General features: G+C 37.1%; 13 protein-coding genes. 9 read left to right on the plus strand and 4 right to left on the minus strand.

The window, feature by feature from the left end; genetic code table 11:
* The 4 genes from V5M36_RS07725 to V5M36_RS07740 all read right to left on the minus strand — a co-directional run bounded on the left by V5M36_RS07725 (nucleotide 1) and on the right by V5M36_RS07740 (nucleotide 4,352).
* Entirely contained in the window at nucleotides 1-435 is a 435-nt protein-coding gene (locus tag V5M36_RS07725; RefSeq protein WP_338563797.1) for a hypothetical protein, read from the minus strand.
* The gene (locus V5M36_RS07730) at nucleotides 432-1,808 is read right to left on the minus strand and encodes a phosphatase PAP2/dual specificity phosphatase family protein (protein ID WP_338563799.1); all 1,377 of its coding nucleotides are present in this window, start codon (nucleotides 1,806-1,808) and stop codon (nucleotides 432-434) included. The genes V5M36_RS07725 and V5M36_RS07730 overlap by 4 nt, the downstream gene beginning before the upstream one ends.
* A gap of 138 nt (nucleotides 1,809-1,946) precedes the next feature.
* Nucleotides 1,947-3,695, minus strand: a complete 1,749-nt coding sequence (locus tag V5M36_RS07735; protein ID WP_338563801.1) for a bifunctional alpha/beta hydrolase/class I SAM-dependent methyltransferase — start codon at nucleotides 3,693-3,695, stop codon at nucleotides 1,947-1,949.
* Between the two features lie 21 nt (nucleotides 3,696-3,716).
* Nucleotides 3,717-4,352 carry a CDP-alcohol phosphatidyltransferase family protein gene (locus V5M36_RS07740; RefSeq protein WP_338563804.1) on the minus strand — a complete coding sequence of 212 codons (636 nt, stop codon included), beginning with the start codon at nucleotides 4,350-4,352 and terminating at the stop codon, nucleotides 3,717-3,719.
* Between the two features lie 142 nt (nucleotides 4,353-4,494).
* Here V5M36_RS07740 and ybaK point away from each other — a divergent pair, with 142 nt between their 5' ends.
* From ybaK to V5M36_RS07785, 9 genes are all read left to right on the plus strand, one after another.
* Entirely contained in the window at nucleotides 4,495-4,962 is a 468-nt protein-coding gene (gene ybaK, locus V5M36_RS07745; protein WP_338563807.1) for a Cys-tRNA(Pro) deacylase, read from the plus strand.
* Between the two features lie 470 nt (nucleotides 4,963-5,432).
* Entirely contained in the window at nucleotides 5,433-7,268 is a 1,836-nt protein-coding gene (locus V5M36_RS07750; protein ID WP_338563809.1) for an IucA/IucC family protein, read from the plus strand.
* On the plus strand, nucleotides 7,261-8,763 hold the full coding sequence (locus V5M36_RS07755) for a lysine N(6)-hydroxylase/L-ornithine N(5)-oxygenase family protein (protein WP_338563811.1): 1,503 nt from the start codon (nucleotides 7,261-7,263) through the stop codon (nucleotides 8,761-8,763). The genes V5M36_RS07750 and V5M36_RS07755 overlap by 8 nt, the downstream gene beginning before the upstream one ends.
* Nucleotides 8,760-10,697 (plus strand): IucA/IucC family protein, encoded by a 1,938-nt coding sequence (locus V5M36_RS07760; RefSeq protein WP_338563814.1) that lies wholly within the window; start codon nucleotides 8,760-8,762, stop codon nucleotides 10,695-10,697. The genes V5M36_RS07755 and V5M36_RS07760 overlap by 4 nt, the downstream gene beginning before the upstream one ends.
* A gap of 13 nt (nucleotides 10,698-10,710) precedes the next feature.
* Complete coding sequence (locus V5M36_RS07765) at nucleotides 10,711-11,406, plus strand: GNAT family N-acetyltransferase (RefSeq protein ID WP_338563816.1); 696 nt, start codon at nucleotides 10,711-10,713, stop codon at nucleotides 11,404-11,406.
* Complete coding sequence (locus V5M36_RS07770) at nucleotides 11,403-11,783, plus strand: hypothetical protein (protein WP_338563819.1); 381 nt, start codon at nucleotides 11,403-11,405, stop codon at nucleotides 11,781-11,783. Before V5M36_RS07765 ends, V5M36_RS07770 begins: the two co-directional genes overlap by 4 nt.
* The gene (locus V5M36_RS07775; RefSeq protein WP_338563822.1) at nucleotides 11,780-13,081 is read left to right on the plus strand and encodes an MFS transporter; all 1,302 of its coding nucleotides are present in this window, start codon (nucleotides 11,780-11,782) and stop codon (nucleotides 13,079-13,081) included. Before V5M36_RS07770 ends, V5M36_RS07775 begins: the two co-directional genes overlap by 4 nt.
* Before the next feature lie 2 nt (nucleotides 13,082-13,083).
* Nucleotides 13,084-15,381 carry a TonB-dependent receptor gene (locus V5M36_RS07780; RefSeq protein WP_338563824.1) on the plus strand — a complete coding sequence of 766 codons (2,298 nt, stop codon included), beginning with the start codon at nucleotides 13,084-13,086 and terminating at the stop codon, nucleotides 15,379-15,381.
* A 144-nt stretch (nucleotides 15,382-15,525) separates the two neighbouring features.
* The gene (locus V5M36_RS07785; protein ID WP_338563827.1) at nucleotides 15,526-16,803 is read left to right on the plus strand and encodes an MFS transporter; all 1,278 of its coding nucleotides are present in this window, start codon (nucleotides 15,526-15,528) and stop codon (nucleotides 16,801-16,803) included.
* Nucleotides 16,804-17,083 lie beyond the last annotated feature (280 nt).

Below are 17,083 nucleotides of genomic sequence, written 5' to 3' on the forward strand. Positions count from 1 at the left end.
CTATAATTTATGAATCATCAGCACACTGAAGAGTGAGACTGCTTGTAAAACCAAAATGAATATTTGTATTTTAAAAAGTTTTAAACAGCCTTTGAAACGAATTTGCCAATCACGATCTGTCTTTGCACTGGGCATTAAATTGAATAAAACCAGACTTTGATCTAATTCAAATGTCGATTTCTGTAGACTTTGATACTCTGCTTCAGTATGCATCATAATCAGCAAATCAGAATCAAATTTAACTCGAATATAAATATAATGATGAATCCCGATAAGCAAAAATATCCATAGCATAAGAATGAATATGTTGAGTTGAGAGCACTCTTGTAGATGCATAAGCGCCAATATAGACAAGCCAAACATGAAATAACCAGCTGTGATTAAACTTGAGGTCGATGCGAGTAGTTTAGATAGAACATAAAAGTTAATTTTCATGGTGCAAGTCCATTCAGTTTCAACTTAAATAAATTGAGTTGTTGAATCTGAACTGTATTTAAAACGATCCATGGTCTGCCTTTCTGAACAATCTCAAACGCTTGCTCTGCATTATGAGCATACTGATGTTTGATTAACCAGGCGCATAAAACGGATGTACTTCGTGAATAACCTAATGCACAAAAGATGAGAATTTTTGAATCATTTTGATCATTAAGTTGCTGGGTGTGTTTGAATAACTGATCAAATTGAGTAACAGCAATATCGAGTTGATCAGCATAAATTGGAATTAAATCTAAACTCAAATATTGATTATAGTTTTTTATTTTATCTCCTAAATATGCAATTGGAAGTTCAGAGCAGCAGTCAAAAATACCCTGATAATTCATAAGATTTTTTTGTTGTGGAATACGCCCTAAATGTATTTCACGATTTTCAATGTTAATAATAAAAGAATCTTCAGGGTGTTGATGCGTCCATAATCGACTGTTTAACCAAGCTGCGCATATATATGGTGCGAATAAAATAAATGCAGCAGCAGTCATTTGACCATTGTTCTTTTTTTGAAAAAAATGTGGGCGTACGCATACATAAGCCATCGAAACCATTAATAAAGTAAATGCAGGATAAAGTAACCATAAAAATATCCCTTTAAAAATAAAGGCAATTAAGGCAAATAAAATAGATCCTAATAGATATAAAACACCCATTTTCAAATGTTTTGGACTGAGCTTTAGTCCTTTCTGTTTTTTGAATGGAGAGCGTACCTCAAGTGGGAATAACCAGACACAGAATGCACCTACCAGTATTCCTGTCGGAATATCAATGAAGTGATGTTGCCATGTGGTTAATACTGAAACGCCAATTAAAAATGCCCAAAAATCAACTCCGTATTTCCAGTGACCATGCACATGTCTACGAAAAAAATCCCAGAGAATGATCAGTAAAACGATATGCAAGGAAGGGGCTTGATTAAACGGTTTGTCAAAACCCATCAATACATCAAACCATAGACCAAAGAAACCACTCAATTCAGGACGTTCAAAAGTAAATTTTAGAGGAAAAAGCAAAAAACAACTGATTGAAATGATTTGAGCGGAAAATAGTCTAAGTGCATGTTGCTTGAGTTCAAATTTATTCCAACAGATCAGTAAGGAGAGCCCATAAAATAGATCGATAGACCAATAGGGTACAATCGTCCAAGACCATAAAGGAATATGCTTTTCCCAGTCAAATACAATAAAAGCAACTTCCGTTAAATTCGCTGCATATTGATTTGCAAATCCATAAGTAATAAAGAAAAAAGGGGCGAGTACAACTAAGCAGAGTAATCCCAATTTCCATGTTCCAGACTGTTTTTCTAAAATTTGCATATATCAGTCTCTTATATTTCACTCAATTATGATGAGGAAGCGCTTTTTTTTAAATTCAATTGAAGCTGGTTTTTAATAAATAAACCAAGTCAGATAAAGATGTAACCTGACTTAGATTTCATTTGTTTCATTATAAAGTTAAATTTTCTGAGCGACAGACACGGTAAAGATTCCAAATTCATCAATACACTGATCCACTTTTTTAAAGCCAACACGTTCAACTAAAGCATCCATTTCAGCTTGGGAGCGCAAACGCATTACCCAAGCATCTCCCTCGCGATGTGAAGTGAGCGCACGTGCGATAAACTCTTGTTGAGGATGCCAAATTTGTCCTGTGTAGATCAGAAAACCCCCTTTGGAAATTGCTTTTGATAAACCTTCCAAGGATTGAGCCAGCAAATCATTATCACTAAATAGTTCATATAATCCTGAAACTACAGCCAGCGTTGGTTTTGGACTGATAGAGGCTAAAGATTGTTTATCAAAAGCATCTGCTTGAATGAATTGAGCAATATCAGTTAAACCCCGTTGGGCAACCATCGCTTGGCCAGCATTAACATTAATATCACTATAATCACGTAATAAAATAGAATCAGGGCGTTTAGGTAGTTTATCGACAGCATCTAGAATATAACGGCCATGTCCAGAAGCAATATCTAAAATTCTGAGTGGTTTACGTTTTTGTATGAGTACTTGAGCATATTTTTCTAATAAGTTTTCAATATTTAATTTTCTGGCACGAATACCACGCCAGCCAATTGCATTCAAATATTGTCGATCAATAATCTTACCCAGTGGATTGGTGCTTTCACTTTGATTTCGATAGACAAAATCTAGTGTGCTCCCTGAGTCGTAACCTGTATCTTCACCAATTTTTAAGCCTGTAGAGATTTTACTGCCTATTTTGAGGTTGCTTTTGGTGAGCTGCCAAAATATATTCTTGATTGATTTTTTCGGTAGAGCCGAACTTAAATTCTCAGCAGTTGCACAGCTCGGACCAATTTTATCGGCATTGAGTAGATCTACTGCTAGGTATGGATTGGCAAAAGACTGTTGTATGAATCGACGGATTTTATCTATTGCAACTTTGCGATTTTTTTCACCTAAAGTGTCATGAAAAAAGCCATCTAAAATATGAAATTCTTTTTGAGGGTGCGGTAGCTTTAAATAGAATTCACGTTGAGGCGCTTGTTGAACCACAAAATCTGAACCAGAACAAAGTACTTGCGTCGGCACAAATATATTTTGAGCATCGTTGACAATGCGGGCTGAAGCATCATAGAGCCCTAAAAGCATTCTGACTGAAATAGAGCGTGCTATTTTAGGATCTTTATCATAGCTTTTAGCTCTGTCTAAATCATGCGTGAGCATGCTCGATTTAACATAGCTTTGGATGAAAAAATTGCCTTTGACTTTGCTCAAGGCTTTTAAACTCGGTATTGCGAGTGGTACATATAATTTGATTTCAAAAGCAGGTGAGGCTAAACATAAGGCTCTGATTTTAGGCGCATAATCATGCACCCATGTTGCAGCAAGAACAGCACCAACACTTTGACCGATTACGGCAATATTGTGTTCTTCAATGCCGTATTTATCATGTATATGTTGAACAAAGTATTGAATGTCTTTAACACATGCTGAAAAGCTTGGAGCATCTCCACGCTCTCCAGGAGATTCACCGTGACCACGTGCATCCCAAGCAAAAAAATCATATTCGGGTAAAGAAAGTTCATCGACTAAATGTGCCATACGTTCTGAATGTTCATGTCCACGATGAAACAGTAAGATCGCTCGTTTTTCTTGAGTTGAAACAGTGCTTTGCCAATGTTGGTAAAACAGTTCAGTTTGGTCGTGTGAGACAAAAGTATTGTGGGTATTGGAATACATAAATTAATCCATTTTTTAAAATTATATGGCTGTTGTTATACTATTTTTAATTCGGTTATAGATGGTTACGACAAGCAATAAACCCATCATAAAAAGTAATCCATTACAGAGATATATAAGGTACTCGGAGTGATCTGACATGATCGGGAAAACAAAAATAATTGTGGTTAAAAGTCCAAAACAAAATGCTCTATCACTTTTCCCCATAGGACCATCATAGCGACGTTCTTTTCCAATCAGGGGTGCCATGACCCCCGTATATTCACTTAAAATAGCCAAGAATACGATAATCAAAAGTAATTCAGATTGTATGAAACTAAATCCGATGAAACATAGATAAAGAGCGGTATCCGATATTACATCGCTCAACTCATTATAAAATGCACCCAGTTGAGATTGTTGAGCAAACTCTTTTGCAAGCATGCCATCAATAGCATTCAAGGCCATACGAATAAGCATCCATATCGGGAGTAACAATAAAATCCAAGAGGATGTTTGCTCTAAGGAATGCATATAAAGATAAAAAGCCAAAAAAATAGATACAAACATGGCGAAGAGGGTCACTTGATTTGCAGTCACACCGATTCGATATAACTGCTTAACAAGTGGTCGCAGAAGATTTTGAAATTGTGGTTTAAGTTTATATATAGTCGACATTTTTGTGATTAATTTTATATTTAATTGATTTTAAGCATGATCAGACACGAGTTACAAGTAAAATATATAGCCTAAGTAGATTAACAATTTGCTTTAAAAATTTTATAATCAATTCAGGTCTATTTTACTTATTGATATCAACATGACACCAGCTACTAAGATTCTGAAAAATAATAATATTAAATATTCTATTCATGAATATGAGCATGATTCAAATGTTAAAAACTTTGGATTGGAAGCAGCTGAAAAATTAAATTTATCTGTTCATGAGGTGTTTAAAACGTTATTGGTGACGGATGAAAAAAACTATTTTGTTGCAATATTGCCTGTAGAGCATCAACTCAATCTAAAAAAGGTGGCGAATGCATTGGGTTGTAAAAAATTGCAGATGGCGAACCCAAAAGATGCAGAACGATTAACTGGTTATTTGGTTGGTGGGATCAGTCCACTTGGACAGAAGAAGCGTCTTAAAACAGTCATTGATGCATCGGCAGAATCATTCGCTAAAATTTATATCAGTGGAGGAAAACGTGGCTTGGATATTGGCCTAGATCCTCAAAATTTAGCTCAGGTGTTGGGGGCAGTATTTGTTGATATCTTAGCGGAATAATATCGACAGAGTGTTTTAGAAAGCTTCAGGTTTCACATAGATCCAAGTTTTATAAGGTTTTAGATTTCACAAATTTATAGGTTTTACAAAGGCCTAGATTTTATAAGAGCTTAAAATTTAAAAAGGGTCAGGTTTGACAAAGGCTTAAATTTTACAAAGAACAAGATTTAAAATTAAGGCTGTTTTCATCATTTGATATTTACTATTTCAATTCTAAAGTCCTTATTAATCATTAAGTCCAATGCCATTAATTTTAATAATTAAAAGCAGAAAAAATTATATCGGATATACATTCTAATTTATTCAAAGACTTGCATCTGCATTACTACTCCATTAGCAAATCTTAACAATACTGCAATTTTAAATAATAACGATTATCATTAACGTGCTTTCAGAAGTACCCAGTAAAACAATTAAATGTCACTGAACTCAAAGGTTTCGTCTTGAAACTCAATAAAGGAAATGGTCAGATGAAAAAGCTAGCCAATCGACTGGCGATGCAACATCTAGTCAATGCATACGCTCAAGAAACAAACAAAGCGTTTTTACTTGAGATGAATCAGCAAAATTCTACACAGATTGCGTTTAGCCAAGGCTTGACGTTATTGATTATTCCACTTGAATGCTTGCAGGCACAAATTTTATTTCCTCTGTCTTATGTCAGTGTTGTGGGGCGACATCGCCTCGCTAAACTGCCAAAGGTGTCCATCAAAGGCGGGATTCAAGCGTTTAGTAGTGTTGCAGTGGCGACGTTAATGCTTGAGGATCTAATTCAGCAAGATCCAAACACGAATTCACAATGCTTAGATTCAGCTTCTTTATTAGAACGATGGATACAAAGTCGGGATGCTCTAGAGAAATTTCTAATATTAAGAGCTGCTGGAAGTGCTGTTGATCAGAACGATCGATTTAATCGTTTGGTTGATTTCGAGCAAAACTATATTGAGTCTGAACAAGCATTAATTCTTGGCCATAGTATGCATCCTGCACCCAAAAGTAGGACAGGTTTTGTTCATGAAGATTGTTTGAAATTTTCACCAGAGGCAGAAGCTAAAACTCAATTGAATTTTTGGTTAATTGCACCTGAATATATTGTTGAAGACAGTTCTCTAGAAAGTCCAATTTCTGAAGCGTTAAGAAAAAGTATCAAATGGCATTTAAACGAATGTGAAAATAATATTTTAAATCAGTATATGCATTATAAATTATTGCCGTTGCATCCGTGGCAAGCTCGATATTTACAATCTAAAGATTGGTTTAAATCGCTCAAACAAAAAAATAAGTTAATTGAATTGGGTGAAAAAGCGTGGCAATTTTCGCCTACGACTTCCGTAAGGACATTGGCTTCATTTGAAGCGCCGTGGCAACTAAAACCTTCTTTGTCCGTCATGGTCACCAATTCGATTCGGGTTAATCTAGAAAAAGAGTGTCATCGCGGTGTAATGACACATCAACTTTGGCATAGTCAATTCGGGCTTAATATTCTAGCGCAATGTCCGACGCTTAAAGCTGTTAATGATCCTGCTTGGATTGCTCTTAAAATTGATGATCAAGTCGTCAATGAAACGATTTGCATTTTTAGAGAACAGCCTTTTGATAAAGAACAGCAAGTGACGTGTATTGCTTCACTTTGTCAGGATCATCCAGCTGAGAATTTGAATCGTTTTAATGCGATTTTTGAAAATATTCAACAAAATAAATCTAATCATGTGCATGAAAAAGCTGAACGTTATGAGCTTGCTTTAGCGTGGTTTCAGCAATTTTTGGAGATCAGCTTAAAACCTTTAATGTATTTATATCATCAATACGGAATGGCATTTGAAGCGCATCAACAAAACGTGTTGGTCGAACTTGAACATGGATTGCCTAAAACATTATGGCTTCGTGATAATCAAGGGTTTTACTATATCGAGGAATTGGCAAAAGAAGTGCTGAGCCAATTTCCAGCCTTAAAAAATAAAGCGTATGCGGTTGGATCTCAAGCTTTTGTTGATGAACGATTTAGTTATTACTTCTTTGGTAATACGCTGTTTGGAATCATTAATGCGATTGGTGCGACAGGCTATATTACTGAACAGCAATTGTTGGAAGAATTAAAATCTTCGTTAGAACAGTTACTTAAAATCTATCCAAACAGTAGTTTAATTCAAGGTTTATTATTTAATAAAACGATTCCTTATAAAGGCAATTTACTGACTCGACTCCATGAGTTAGATGAACTTACTGCATCAGTAGAACTGCAATCGGTATATGTGCAATTAAACAATCCTTTGTGGATTAAACACGAGGAGGTAGCATATGCTTGATTTTATAGGAATAGGGTTAGGGCCGTTTAATTTAAGTCTTGCCAGTTTATTGCATCAAAAAACAAAAAAATCTTATATATTTTTTGAAAAAAAAGTTCAGTTTGATTGGCATGCAGGTATGCAACTCCCCAATACCATATTGCAAGTGCCATTTATGGCAGATCTGGTATCGATGGTTGATCCAACCAGTCCTTTGAGTTTTTTAAATTATTTAAAGCATCAACAACGCTTATATAAATTTTACTTTTTAGAACAGAGTCATATTCCTCGCCGTGAATATAACCATTATTGTCAATGGGTTGCAGATCAATTAGACAACATTCAATATCAGTCCAATGTGCTTGCTATTTATCCTAAAGACGTGGGTTTTGAGGTGGTTGTAGAGCAAAGAGGAATTACGCATCGTTATCGCTGTCGTAATTTAGTCATAGGTCCAGGGAATGTGCCAAGACTGCCAGAGTGCCTAGAAAAAATTCAAAATATTGAGCAAGTTCAATGTATCCATTCTGCTGAATATATGACGCATCGTAAAAATCAATTTACGGGCAATGTTGTGGTTTTAGGATCAGGCCAGTCAGCGGCCGAAGTTTTTCAAGATTTACTTGAGCGTCAGGCTGTTGAAGATTCAGATCATGCTCCATTTAATTTGCACTGGTTAACACGATCACCAGGTTTTTTCCCAATGGAATATGCACCTTTAGGTTTAGAGCATTTCAGTCCTGATTATGTGAATCACTTTTTTGAACTGAGTGACACCGCCAAGCAAGATCAATTGAAGGAACAATCGCTACTTTATAAAGGGATTAGCGCAAAAACCATTCAAGCGATCTATCAAAAACTGTATCACATGACCATTGGTCAAAAGCGGTCTTCAACTCATTTACATCAACATGCTGAATTGATCGATGCCAAGGTATTCGATGATCACAAAGTCAGATTGTATTTTAGGCATAAGTCGACAGGATCCGAGTTCTATCTGGATGCTGATCATGTTATTGCAGCCACAGGTTATCACGCTCCACAATTTGATTTTTTAAGTCAATTGACTCCTTTGATTGAGAAAAATGAGCATGGTCATTGGATGATTAGTAAAAACTATCGACTGAAATACACAGGACAAGGACTAATTTTTGGTCAAAATTTAGAAATGCATAGTCATGGCGTGGTAACACCAGATCTGGGTATGGGGGCTTATCGTGCTGCCATTATTGCAAATCAACTGGTGGGTTGTGAACTTTATGAAGTGGGGCAACAAGCGCAGTGTTTCCAGCATTTTGATCCTGAATCTAATCCGCATATTCAGGTGTATCAACCTCATTTAAAAGCCTTAATGCCTCAAAAAACAGCCAGTGAAGCGCAAAAGAAATCTTTTAATGTTTATTCAGAGCAGGTTTATTCAGAGCAGATGCATTCAGAACAGGTTCATCCAAAGCACGTGTACCCAGAGCATCAGAACGCAAACATGCAGCATACTTATTATGAGAAAAGCATATGACATTCGCAACCTTACAAATTAATCAAAAAGAATGGCGCGCTGCAGGGCAACGGCTTATTGAAATGGCAATTGCAGAATTTCTATATGAAGAAATTATCACCGTAAAAAAAATTCCAGATCTCTCTGCGAGCCATGAGTCGACTAATTCTGAACTTGGTCATTCAGAGGACTCAAATCGTTCTCAAAATACAGTTTCAAGAAAAACTCAACGTTATCAGCTTGAATTAGGGCATCATATTTATCAATTCAATGGCTATCAATATCTATTAGGGCATTGGCATATTGAAGAAAACTCTGTCGTTGTCATCGCGAATAATCAATCGTTACCTGCGTGGAATTTGCACGAGTTTATCGCAGCATTTTCAATACAGGCTGAAATCAAGCCTTTTACCAAAGCGTATTTAATCAAGGAAATGAATAATACTTGGATTGCTGAGGCACATTTATTCAAGTCTAATCGTTTGCCGAGTTCAGCAGTACTGCGCGAATCACATTCTAAAATTGAAGGCATGCTAAGAGGACATCCTTGGCTCATCATGAGCAAGGGACGTATGGGCTTCGGTTATGATGATTATTTATCAGCTGCTCCAGAACTATCACCTGAAGTTAAAGTCTTATGGTTGGCTGTTCATCAAGATTTAGCCGAGTTTAGATCGACTGATCAATGGCAAGCCAAAACGTTGTATCAACATGAGCTTGATCCGTTCGAAATTAATTACTTTAGACAGCTCATGCTTGAAAAAGGTCTAGATAGCGAGCATTACTTTTTAATTCCTGTTCACGCATGGCAATGGCATCAATGGTTGTTGCCGACCTATAGTAATGAAATTGTTGATCAGCGTATCGTTGAGCTGGGCGTTAGCCAAGACAGCTTTGTACCAATGCAGTCAATTCGTACCTTATGTAATATCACAGAACCCAAAAGACACTATATCAAGCTGCCGGTCAGTATTTTTAATACGGCAGTTTATCGTGGCTTACCGTCTAAACGTAATTTAGCTGCACCTGCGGTAACGCAATGGCTTAAATCTAAACTCGACACTGACCAAGACTTAAAGGCAACAGGTGTCATTTTCCTCGGTGAAGTGGCAACGCTGACCATACAACAGCCTTGTTATGATCAAATTGAGGGTGCTCCTTATCAGTTTAAAGAGCTCTTTGGTTGTCTATGGCGTGAAAGTGTAGCCGCCTATGTTCCCAATCATATGAAAGTGCTCTCCCAAGCCGCACTTTTACATCGTGATATTGATGGGAAATCTATACTACAAACCTTAATTACAGCATCAGGTTTGAGTCCATTGGACTGGTTAAAACGTTTTGCTGAAGTATGTGTATCACCTTTATTGGTGAGCTTGTACAAATATGGTTTGGCTTTTTCTCCGCATGGTGAAAACACCATGTTAGTCCATGAAAATGGCATTCCTCAAAAATTGGTCCTTAAAGACTTTATTGATGATGTCAATTTGGTTGATGAAGACTTCATTGAACTGAGTGATCTGCCCGAAGAAGGCAAAATTTTACTTCGACATCCCGCTTTAGAACTCAGTCACTTTATATTTACCGGACTGTTCATCGTGCATTACCGCTATATCTGTAATGTATTTTTGCAAGATTATCCTGAGTTGAATGAAGTGGAATTTTGGCAAGTCATTTCAGATGTCATTGCTGAATTTCATAGTGCGCATCCAGAACTGGAAAATCGAATTCAAAAATTTGCAATGTTTAGAGAAGAATTTGAAAAAATTTGTTTGAACCGAGTTCGATTATTTACCACCAGTTATAACGATGAAGCAGAGCGTCCAGTGCCTGTATTCCTCGATCCTATGGCAAATCCAATCAGTCCCATAACTTTAGAAAAGTGGTCAAATATTACCGCTGTCAATACATCAGCCTCAGATGATCAACAAAAAATAGCTTCAAGTTTAAGCGCATAATTCAGGACTTATGATGAAAACATTATCACAGCAATTACCAGATTTTTATGAATATTATGAGAATGAGACGCATTTTTACTTGCGTCAGGTTCAATATCCGCAAGATATTCCGTTGTTACACAAATGGATGAATGAACCGCACGTGATTCCACAATGGCAACTAAATAAGCCCGAATTAGACTTACAAGTTTACTATGACCGCATGCTGGCTGATGACCATCATCGACTATTGATTGTAGGGGTCAATGGAGAGGATGTCGGGTATACCGAAATTTATGAAGGTAAGCGTGATCGATTAGGTCGTTATTATGAAGGCGATGATTTGGATCTAGGTTGGCATTTATTATTTGGGGAAAAGTCTGTTTTTGGTAAGGGCTATTTACGTCCAGTGATGCGTTTATTGAGTTTTTATATTTTTGAAAATGCTGAATCTGAAAAGATCGTCGGTGAGCCAGATCATACAGTTAAACCTTATGCTGCTGTGGTCGAGGAGCTGTGCTATGAAGCTCAACGGTTGATTCCGATGCCTGAAAAAACAGCAATGCTGTATTACTGTTTTAGAGATAAATTTTATCAAAAATATGGTCATTTCCTTGTTGAATCTCAACAGTTTCAACAAAGCCAAATTAAGAATAATGCATCTTCAGACTCAAGCGACATAAACCCAATCGCTCAACAACAGTCTTCACACACTGAGACTGCACTATGAGTTATTTGTGTACTCACATGCACATTTTGGATATGCGCTTTTCTGGTCAGGTCAGCATAGAAGATTTTGAACAATGGCTAAGTCAATTTGAACGTTTCTTTCTCAAAAAACAATATTTTGTTTTGGTGATGCAGACGGCTGTGAATACCACATTTCCTGACGAGTATCGTCAGATTCAAGCCGTTTGGTATAAGAAATATAAGTTGGATTTTTTTAAATATTGTCTGGGTTTAGCGCGTATTGCACAAGACCAAGATGATCAAGTGCGTTTGAATACACCCGCTTTGCATAGTGCATGGCGAGTGCCTTATTTCGTTTCCTTAGACCAAACTTCTGCACTGCAATGGGCTGTGCAGCAGTGGATATGCAAATCATGACATCATCCATAAAACCTGTAGAAAATAATTTAAAACAACAGCAAACCGCATCACATCCTGTAGAGAAAGTGACTGCATTGGGCTTGGGCGTTGTTGTAATTTTATATTTAGCACATGCTTTACCCTTGTATTTTTACAACGTGGCTTTGCCAGCGATTCTTCGTCATCAAGGCGTCGATTTACGTTGGATTGGTATGTTGTCCTTACTCTATATTCCTTGGGCTTTTAAGTTCTTCTGGGCACCGTATATCGATCGTTTTTATTCTAAAAAATTGGGAAAAAGAAAAACCTGGTTGTTGTTTACCCAGATAGCCTTAGTGCTTGGTGTTGTTGCGTTGGCACTCACACAGTTCGATTATGGCTTAGGTGTATTCATCATCGTGGGATTGTGGATTTCAACCTTTGCAGCTACCCAAGATATTGCCATTGATGGCTATACAGTAGAGCGCCTGAGTGAGTCCGAGTATCGACTTGGCAGTATGGCACAAAGTATGGGGGTTGCTTTAGGCAGTATGATTGGTGGGGCAGCGACCTTATGGCTTTATCAATATTATGGCTGGAAGACGGCACTCATATGTTTAGCTGCAATGACAGCGATGACAATGTTCGCCGTATTTTTTATTAAAGAAGACAATGAAGAACATGCCATTTCTAAACCCATCCCGAGTTTAAAGAAAGCATTTAAGCGTAAAGAGATTTTGTGGGCATTGTTGCTCATCGTGTGTTATCGCGTGGTTGAAGCACCTGCGATGGCCATGCTGAACCCCATGCTAATTGATCAAAAATGGTCTCTATCGCAAATCGGTGTGTTGATGTCTGTGATTGGAGCAGGAGTAGGTTTACTTGCTGCGGTTACGGCGGCATTTTTGCTTAAAAAAATTGATGCAACCAAGCTATTAATTTGGGCCGGTTGGGGGCGAACTTTTTTGTATGCATTAATCGGTACAGCTGTCATTTTAGGTTGGTTAGATCAATGGCACCTGTTACTCGGTGTATTTGTCGTCTCTATGCTGGCGATTCGTTACATCGCTATGACCTCCTTATACGCTTATTTCATGCAAACCAGTTCTAAAGAACAAGCAGGAACAGATTTTACCATCCTCGTTTGTTTTGAATTATTGGTGTATTTCATTGGCGGAGCAGCATCGGGCTTCCTTGCAAAATCACTGGGCTACGGGAATTTTTACTTAGTGCTTGCCATTGCATCTATTGTCAGCGTCATTATCAGCCAAATAATCATTTCAAAAATAAAAACTCAAATAACACCCCACACAACACCTAAAGTCATTCAGGATTAATCATGAAAAAAATATCATTCCCTTTACAAATGACATGTTTAACATTGGCAATTTGTACTCAGCTTTATGCTCAAGATGAAGTTGCAGGAACAGTAGCGAAAAAGAGCGATAGTCAAACAGTTAGTTCAGCTTCTAAACTGGCACCTATAGTGACTACAGCAACAAGATCTGAGAAGAGTATTGCGAATATTGCAGGTACTGTTTATAGCATTGATCAAGTTGAAATAGAGAAACAATCAAATGCAGGTAAGAGTACGGCAGATATTCTGGGTATTTTAGTTCCATCACTAACACCAAGCAGTGGTACAACGTCTAACTACGGCATGACCATGCGTGGACGTGTAGTTCAATACATGATTGATGGCGTTCCGCAAACTGGATCACGTGATGGTTCTCGTCAATTAAACAGTATCAGTCCAGCAATGATTGAAAGAATCGAAGTTGTTTCTGGTTCAACGAGTATTTATGGTTCAGGAGCGACAGGCGGCATCATTAATATCATCACCAAGCGAGGTGGAGATGATCCAATTAATTTCGAAACAAAACTAGGTCTAACTTCAGGCGATAATTTTAATTCTGATGCTTTGGCCTATGAAGTCTCACAATCAATATTGTTTAATCAAGGCGCTCTTAAAGGCGCATTTGGTGCAAACTTTAGTCAGCGTGGAGAAATTCAAGACAGTCGTGGACGTCGTATTGGACCTGAAATTGCGCAGACAGATCGACAAGATACTGAAACGATCGATGTTAATGGTCGTTTAAGTTGGGATATTAGTGATGTGCAGAGATTAAGTATTGGTGCGCAATATTATCTTGATAAACAAGATAGTGATTATGCGCCTGATTATGGTCCAAATTTAAACGTCTTATTTGCTGGTGCCCAACCGAGTTTGAAAGCTTTATATGGATTGCAACTACAAGATCAACCTCATACTGAACGTTGGTCTACCAATGTTCAGTACAGTCATGATGATGTTATGGGGCAAGGACTCACAGCAGAAACTTATTATCGTAAAGAACAAGCACGTTGGTTCCCTTCAGCAATTATGCTACCTCATGCTGCATTGCCAGGCGGTGGAATGCCAGTAATAATGCAATCCAATACTGATATTGATGTTTGGGGAGCACGTCTTGCATTACAGAAAGACTTCGAAATTTCAAATCAGTCTTTAAAACTAAGTTATGGTCTAGATTTTGAGAATGAAAACAATGCTCAAGAGGGGCAGGCTTATGACAGAAATACATTTGTTTCAAGTAATGGTTTGAATTATCGACCTGCCAAAACTTATGCAATGGGTCCAGATGTTAAAATTCAAAAATTAGGCGGTTTTATACAAGGTGACTACCAGCTTAATGATCGAATTGATTTACAGGCTGGTATTCGTCATGAGCGAATTGATAGCGATGTATCTAATTCAACGCCTTATCCTGAAGCCATTGTTGCTGACTCAATTGCAGGATATGAATCCAAACCATTGGCTGGTGGAAAAATTAAACATAATGCGACATTATTCAATATGGGTGGGGTATACCATTTAAATGATCAACAACAAGTATTTGCGAATTTTTCACAGGGCTTCAGTCTGCCAGATGTACAGCGTATGTTGCGCGATGTTCCTGCAACATTTGTAGTAACCAGTAATAATATTGAGCCAATCAAAGTGAATAACTATGAATTAGGATGGCGGTTACAAAGTGAAAGTGGTGCAAATTTAGGCGTGAGTACGTTCTACAATGATTCAGATAAATCTGTGAAATTTAGAGGTGCGCCAAATTACAATATAGAAATTATTGATACAGATGAACGTATCTATGGTTTAGAGGTAAATGCTCAGTATCCTATTTCTAATATGTGGAAAGTTGGAGCAACGGCTGCATATACCAGAGGCCAATTTAAAAATACAAATGGTAAATGGCAGGAATTAGATGCAACACGTGTTGCACCATTAAAAGGAACCGTATTCTCTGAATGGCAATTTGATAACGATATGAGTTTACGTGTACAAGCACTTGCTGTAGCCGGCACTGATGAAGCTTTTAAAGATGGTAATTCATTCAATACGACTGTTGAAAATGCTCTAAAAGTTAAACCACCTGCGGAAATAAAAGGCTTTGCGACGATGGATGTCATTGCCAATGCAAAAGCAGGTCCAGGCCATGTTGGATTTGGGGTCTACAATGTATGGAATACAGACTACAAGTCGGTTTATAGTCAATCTGTCGCACCTGTATATGGCGCTATTTCTAGTTTAGCAGCGCAAGGCAGAACCTATGGATTGAGTTATAGCTTGAAGTATTAATGACGCTTATTAATAATCTATAGACATATCCAAGAGGTAGTTTTAACTACCTCTTTTTAAATCAATTAATTAAAAATTATTAATATTTAAAATATAAATATTTCAGACTTATACAGACTAGAATCATTCTTGGAATAAAAGAAAATGACGAATAGAAAAAATAAAATCTTTATCGCGGCTAGTTTGGCCAATGGTGCAAGTTTTTCAATGATTTTGCCACTATTAGCGCCATTGATTCGTCAACTGAAATTGTCTGAAATTCAAGCTGGTGCAATGGTTTCAGTGGGAGCTTTGCTCATGGCCATTGCTGCGATATATATTTCAAAACATCAAAATAAATTTTCAATTTATCAATTACTCAGTATTGGTTTTGTGGGAATGGCCATCACTTGGGGGCTATTCACAGCTATTTTAATGTACGGTCTGAATACTCAACTTTCATTACTCATATTATTTATTTTGCTCATGGTTGCTCGGGCATCAACCGGTATTTTTATGGCAATGCCTCAAATTGCATTACAAAGTTATGTGATGACCAGTTTTTCTGATGAAAAGACAAGATCGCAAACAATGTCAAAGTTTGGTGCTTTAAATAGCTTAGGATTAATCCTTGGTCCATTAATGACTACGGTGCTTTTATATTGGGGGATACTAACGCCGTTATGGGCAGCGGTGATTATATTGCTCATTATGAGTGTGATGATTGTTTTTTTGTTTGATCAATCGAGTTCAATTGCAGGTTCAGAACAACACCAAGTACATAATAAATCAATAAAAAATATAATCATCGAAGCGGATCATAATCAACAAGTTGATGTTGAAGTTGATGCTAAAACTGATTGGAATATCAAAAAGTGTTACCCATGGTTAAGTTTAGGTTTTTCATTATATTTAGCAATTGTGACTTTAAATTTGACGGCTGGTTTTTATATACAGGATAAGTTTCAAGTCAGTGTTGAACAAGTCGCAGTATACTTTGCGCAATGTTCACTGATTGTGGGTGTAGCATTGGTTTTCATGCAAATTTTGATTTCTAAATATTTAAAATGGTCTTTGCAACGATTACTTTGGGTGGGTCTGAGTAGTATGGTGCTTGCATTAATGATTACGCTATTTACTGATCAATTAATCGTTTTCCAACTCACTTATGTGCTTTACGGAATCTCTGTTGCCTGTCTGCTTCCAGCATTCACTACAGGCGCAGCACAGACTGCACCCAATCAATTTCAAACCAAAGTAGCGAGTTTCTGTACTGCAACGCAAGCTATTAGTTTTGTGGTTGGACCGTTGTTAAGTACAGGTTTATATCAAATCAATCAAAGCTATCCATATTATTTATTGATTATGGTGATGTGCATCATGATGGTTTATTTTGCAGTTCAACATTTTAAACTAACGGACCAATTAAGATTCAGTAAATAAAATACGTCTTTCATAAGTCATTTTTTAACGAACTTAGATTATCGTTCGAAGTGCAAAATCATTCACCCCTTATCCTTAACTTTTCCAAGGAGAGGAGTGAGACTTGCTTATTGGTATATTGACGCTAAAGAACTTTATAAAATGTATCAAATAGAACTTATGATCATGTCAAGATTTAAACAATAATTTAAATATGGTCAAAGAGCATCATAAATTTTTCAACCAAATGATTCGTTGTAAAAGCTCCACGACAGAAGGGAGATAATTTAGCTAAATTAAT

This window comes from Acinetobacter sp. KS-LM10, from assembly GCF_036896575.1.
Taxonomy (GTDB): domain Bacteria; phylum Pseudomonadota; class Gammaproteobacteria; order Pseudomonadales; family Moraxellaceae; genus Acinetobacter; species Acinetobacter avistercoris.

What these genes read in the sequence shown, in the direction of transcription:
- V5M36_RS07730 (WP_338563799.1), bottom strand. Translation starts at nt 1,808, where the DNA reads ATGCAAATTTTAGAAAAACAGTCTGGAACATGGAAATTGGGATTACTC.
- V5M36_RS07760 (WP_338563814.1), top strand. Translation starts at nt 8,760, where the DNA reads ATGACATTCGCAACCTTACAAATTAATCAAAAAGAATGGCGCGCTGCA.
- ybaK (WP_338563807.1), top strand. Translation starts at nt 4,495, where the DNA reads ATGACACCAGCTACTAAGATTCTGAAAAATAATAATATTAAATATTCT.
- V5M36_RS07725 (WP_338563797.1), bottom strand. Translation starts at nt 435, where the DNA reads ATGAAAATTAACTTTTATGTTCTATCTAAACTACTCGCATCGACCTCA.
- V5M36_RS07735 (WP_338563801.1), bottom strand. Translation starts at nt 3,695, where the DNA reads ATGTATTCCAATACCCACAATACTTTTGTCTCACACGACCAAACTGAA.
- V5M36_RS07770 (WP_338563819.1), top strand. Translation starts at nt 11,403, where the DNA reads ATGAGTTATTTGTGTACTCACATGCACATTTTGGATATGCGCTTTTCT.
- V5M36_RS07775 (WP_338563822.1), top strand. Translation starts at nt 11,780, where the DNA reads ATGACATCATCCATAAAACCTGTAGAAAATAATTTAAAACAACAGCAA.
- V5M36_RS07755 (WP_338563811.1), top strand. Translation starts at nt 7,261, where the DNA reads ATGCTTGATTTTATAGGAATAGGGTTAGGGCCGTTTAATTTAAGTCTT.
- V5M36_RS07780 (WP_338563824.1), top strand. Translation starts at nt 13,084, where the DNA reads ATGAAAAAAATATCATTCCCTTTACAAATGACATGTTTAACATTGGCA.
- V5M36_RS07740 (WP_338563804.1), bottom strand. Translation starts at nt 4,352, where the DNA reads ATGTCGACTATATATAAACTTAAACCACAATTTCAAAATCTTCTGCGA.
- V5M36_RS07750 (WP_338563809.1), top strand. Translation starts at nt 5,433, where the DNA reads ATGAAAAAGCTAGCCAATCGACTGGCGATGCAACATCTAGTCAATGCA.
- V5M36_RS07765 (WP_338563816.1), top strand. Translation starts at nt 10,711, where the DNA reads ATGAAAACATTATCACAGCAATTACCAGATTTTTATGAATATTATGAG.
- V5M36_RS07785 (WP_338563827.1), top strand. Translation starts at nt 15,526, where the DNA reads ATGACGAATAGAAAAAATAAAATCTTTATCGCGGCTAGTTTGGCCAAT.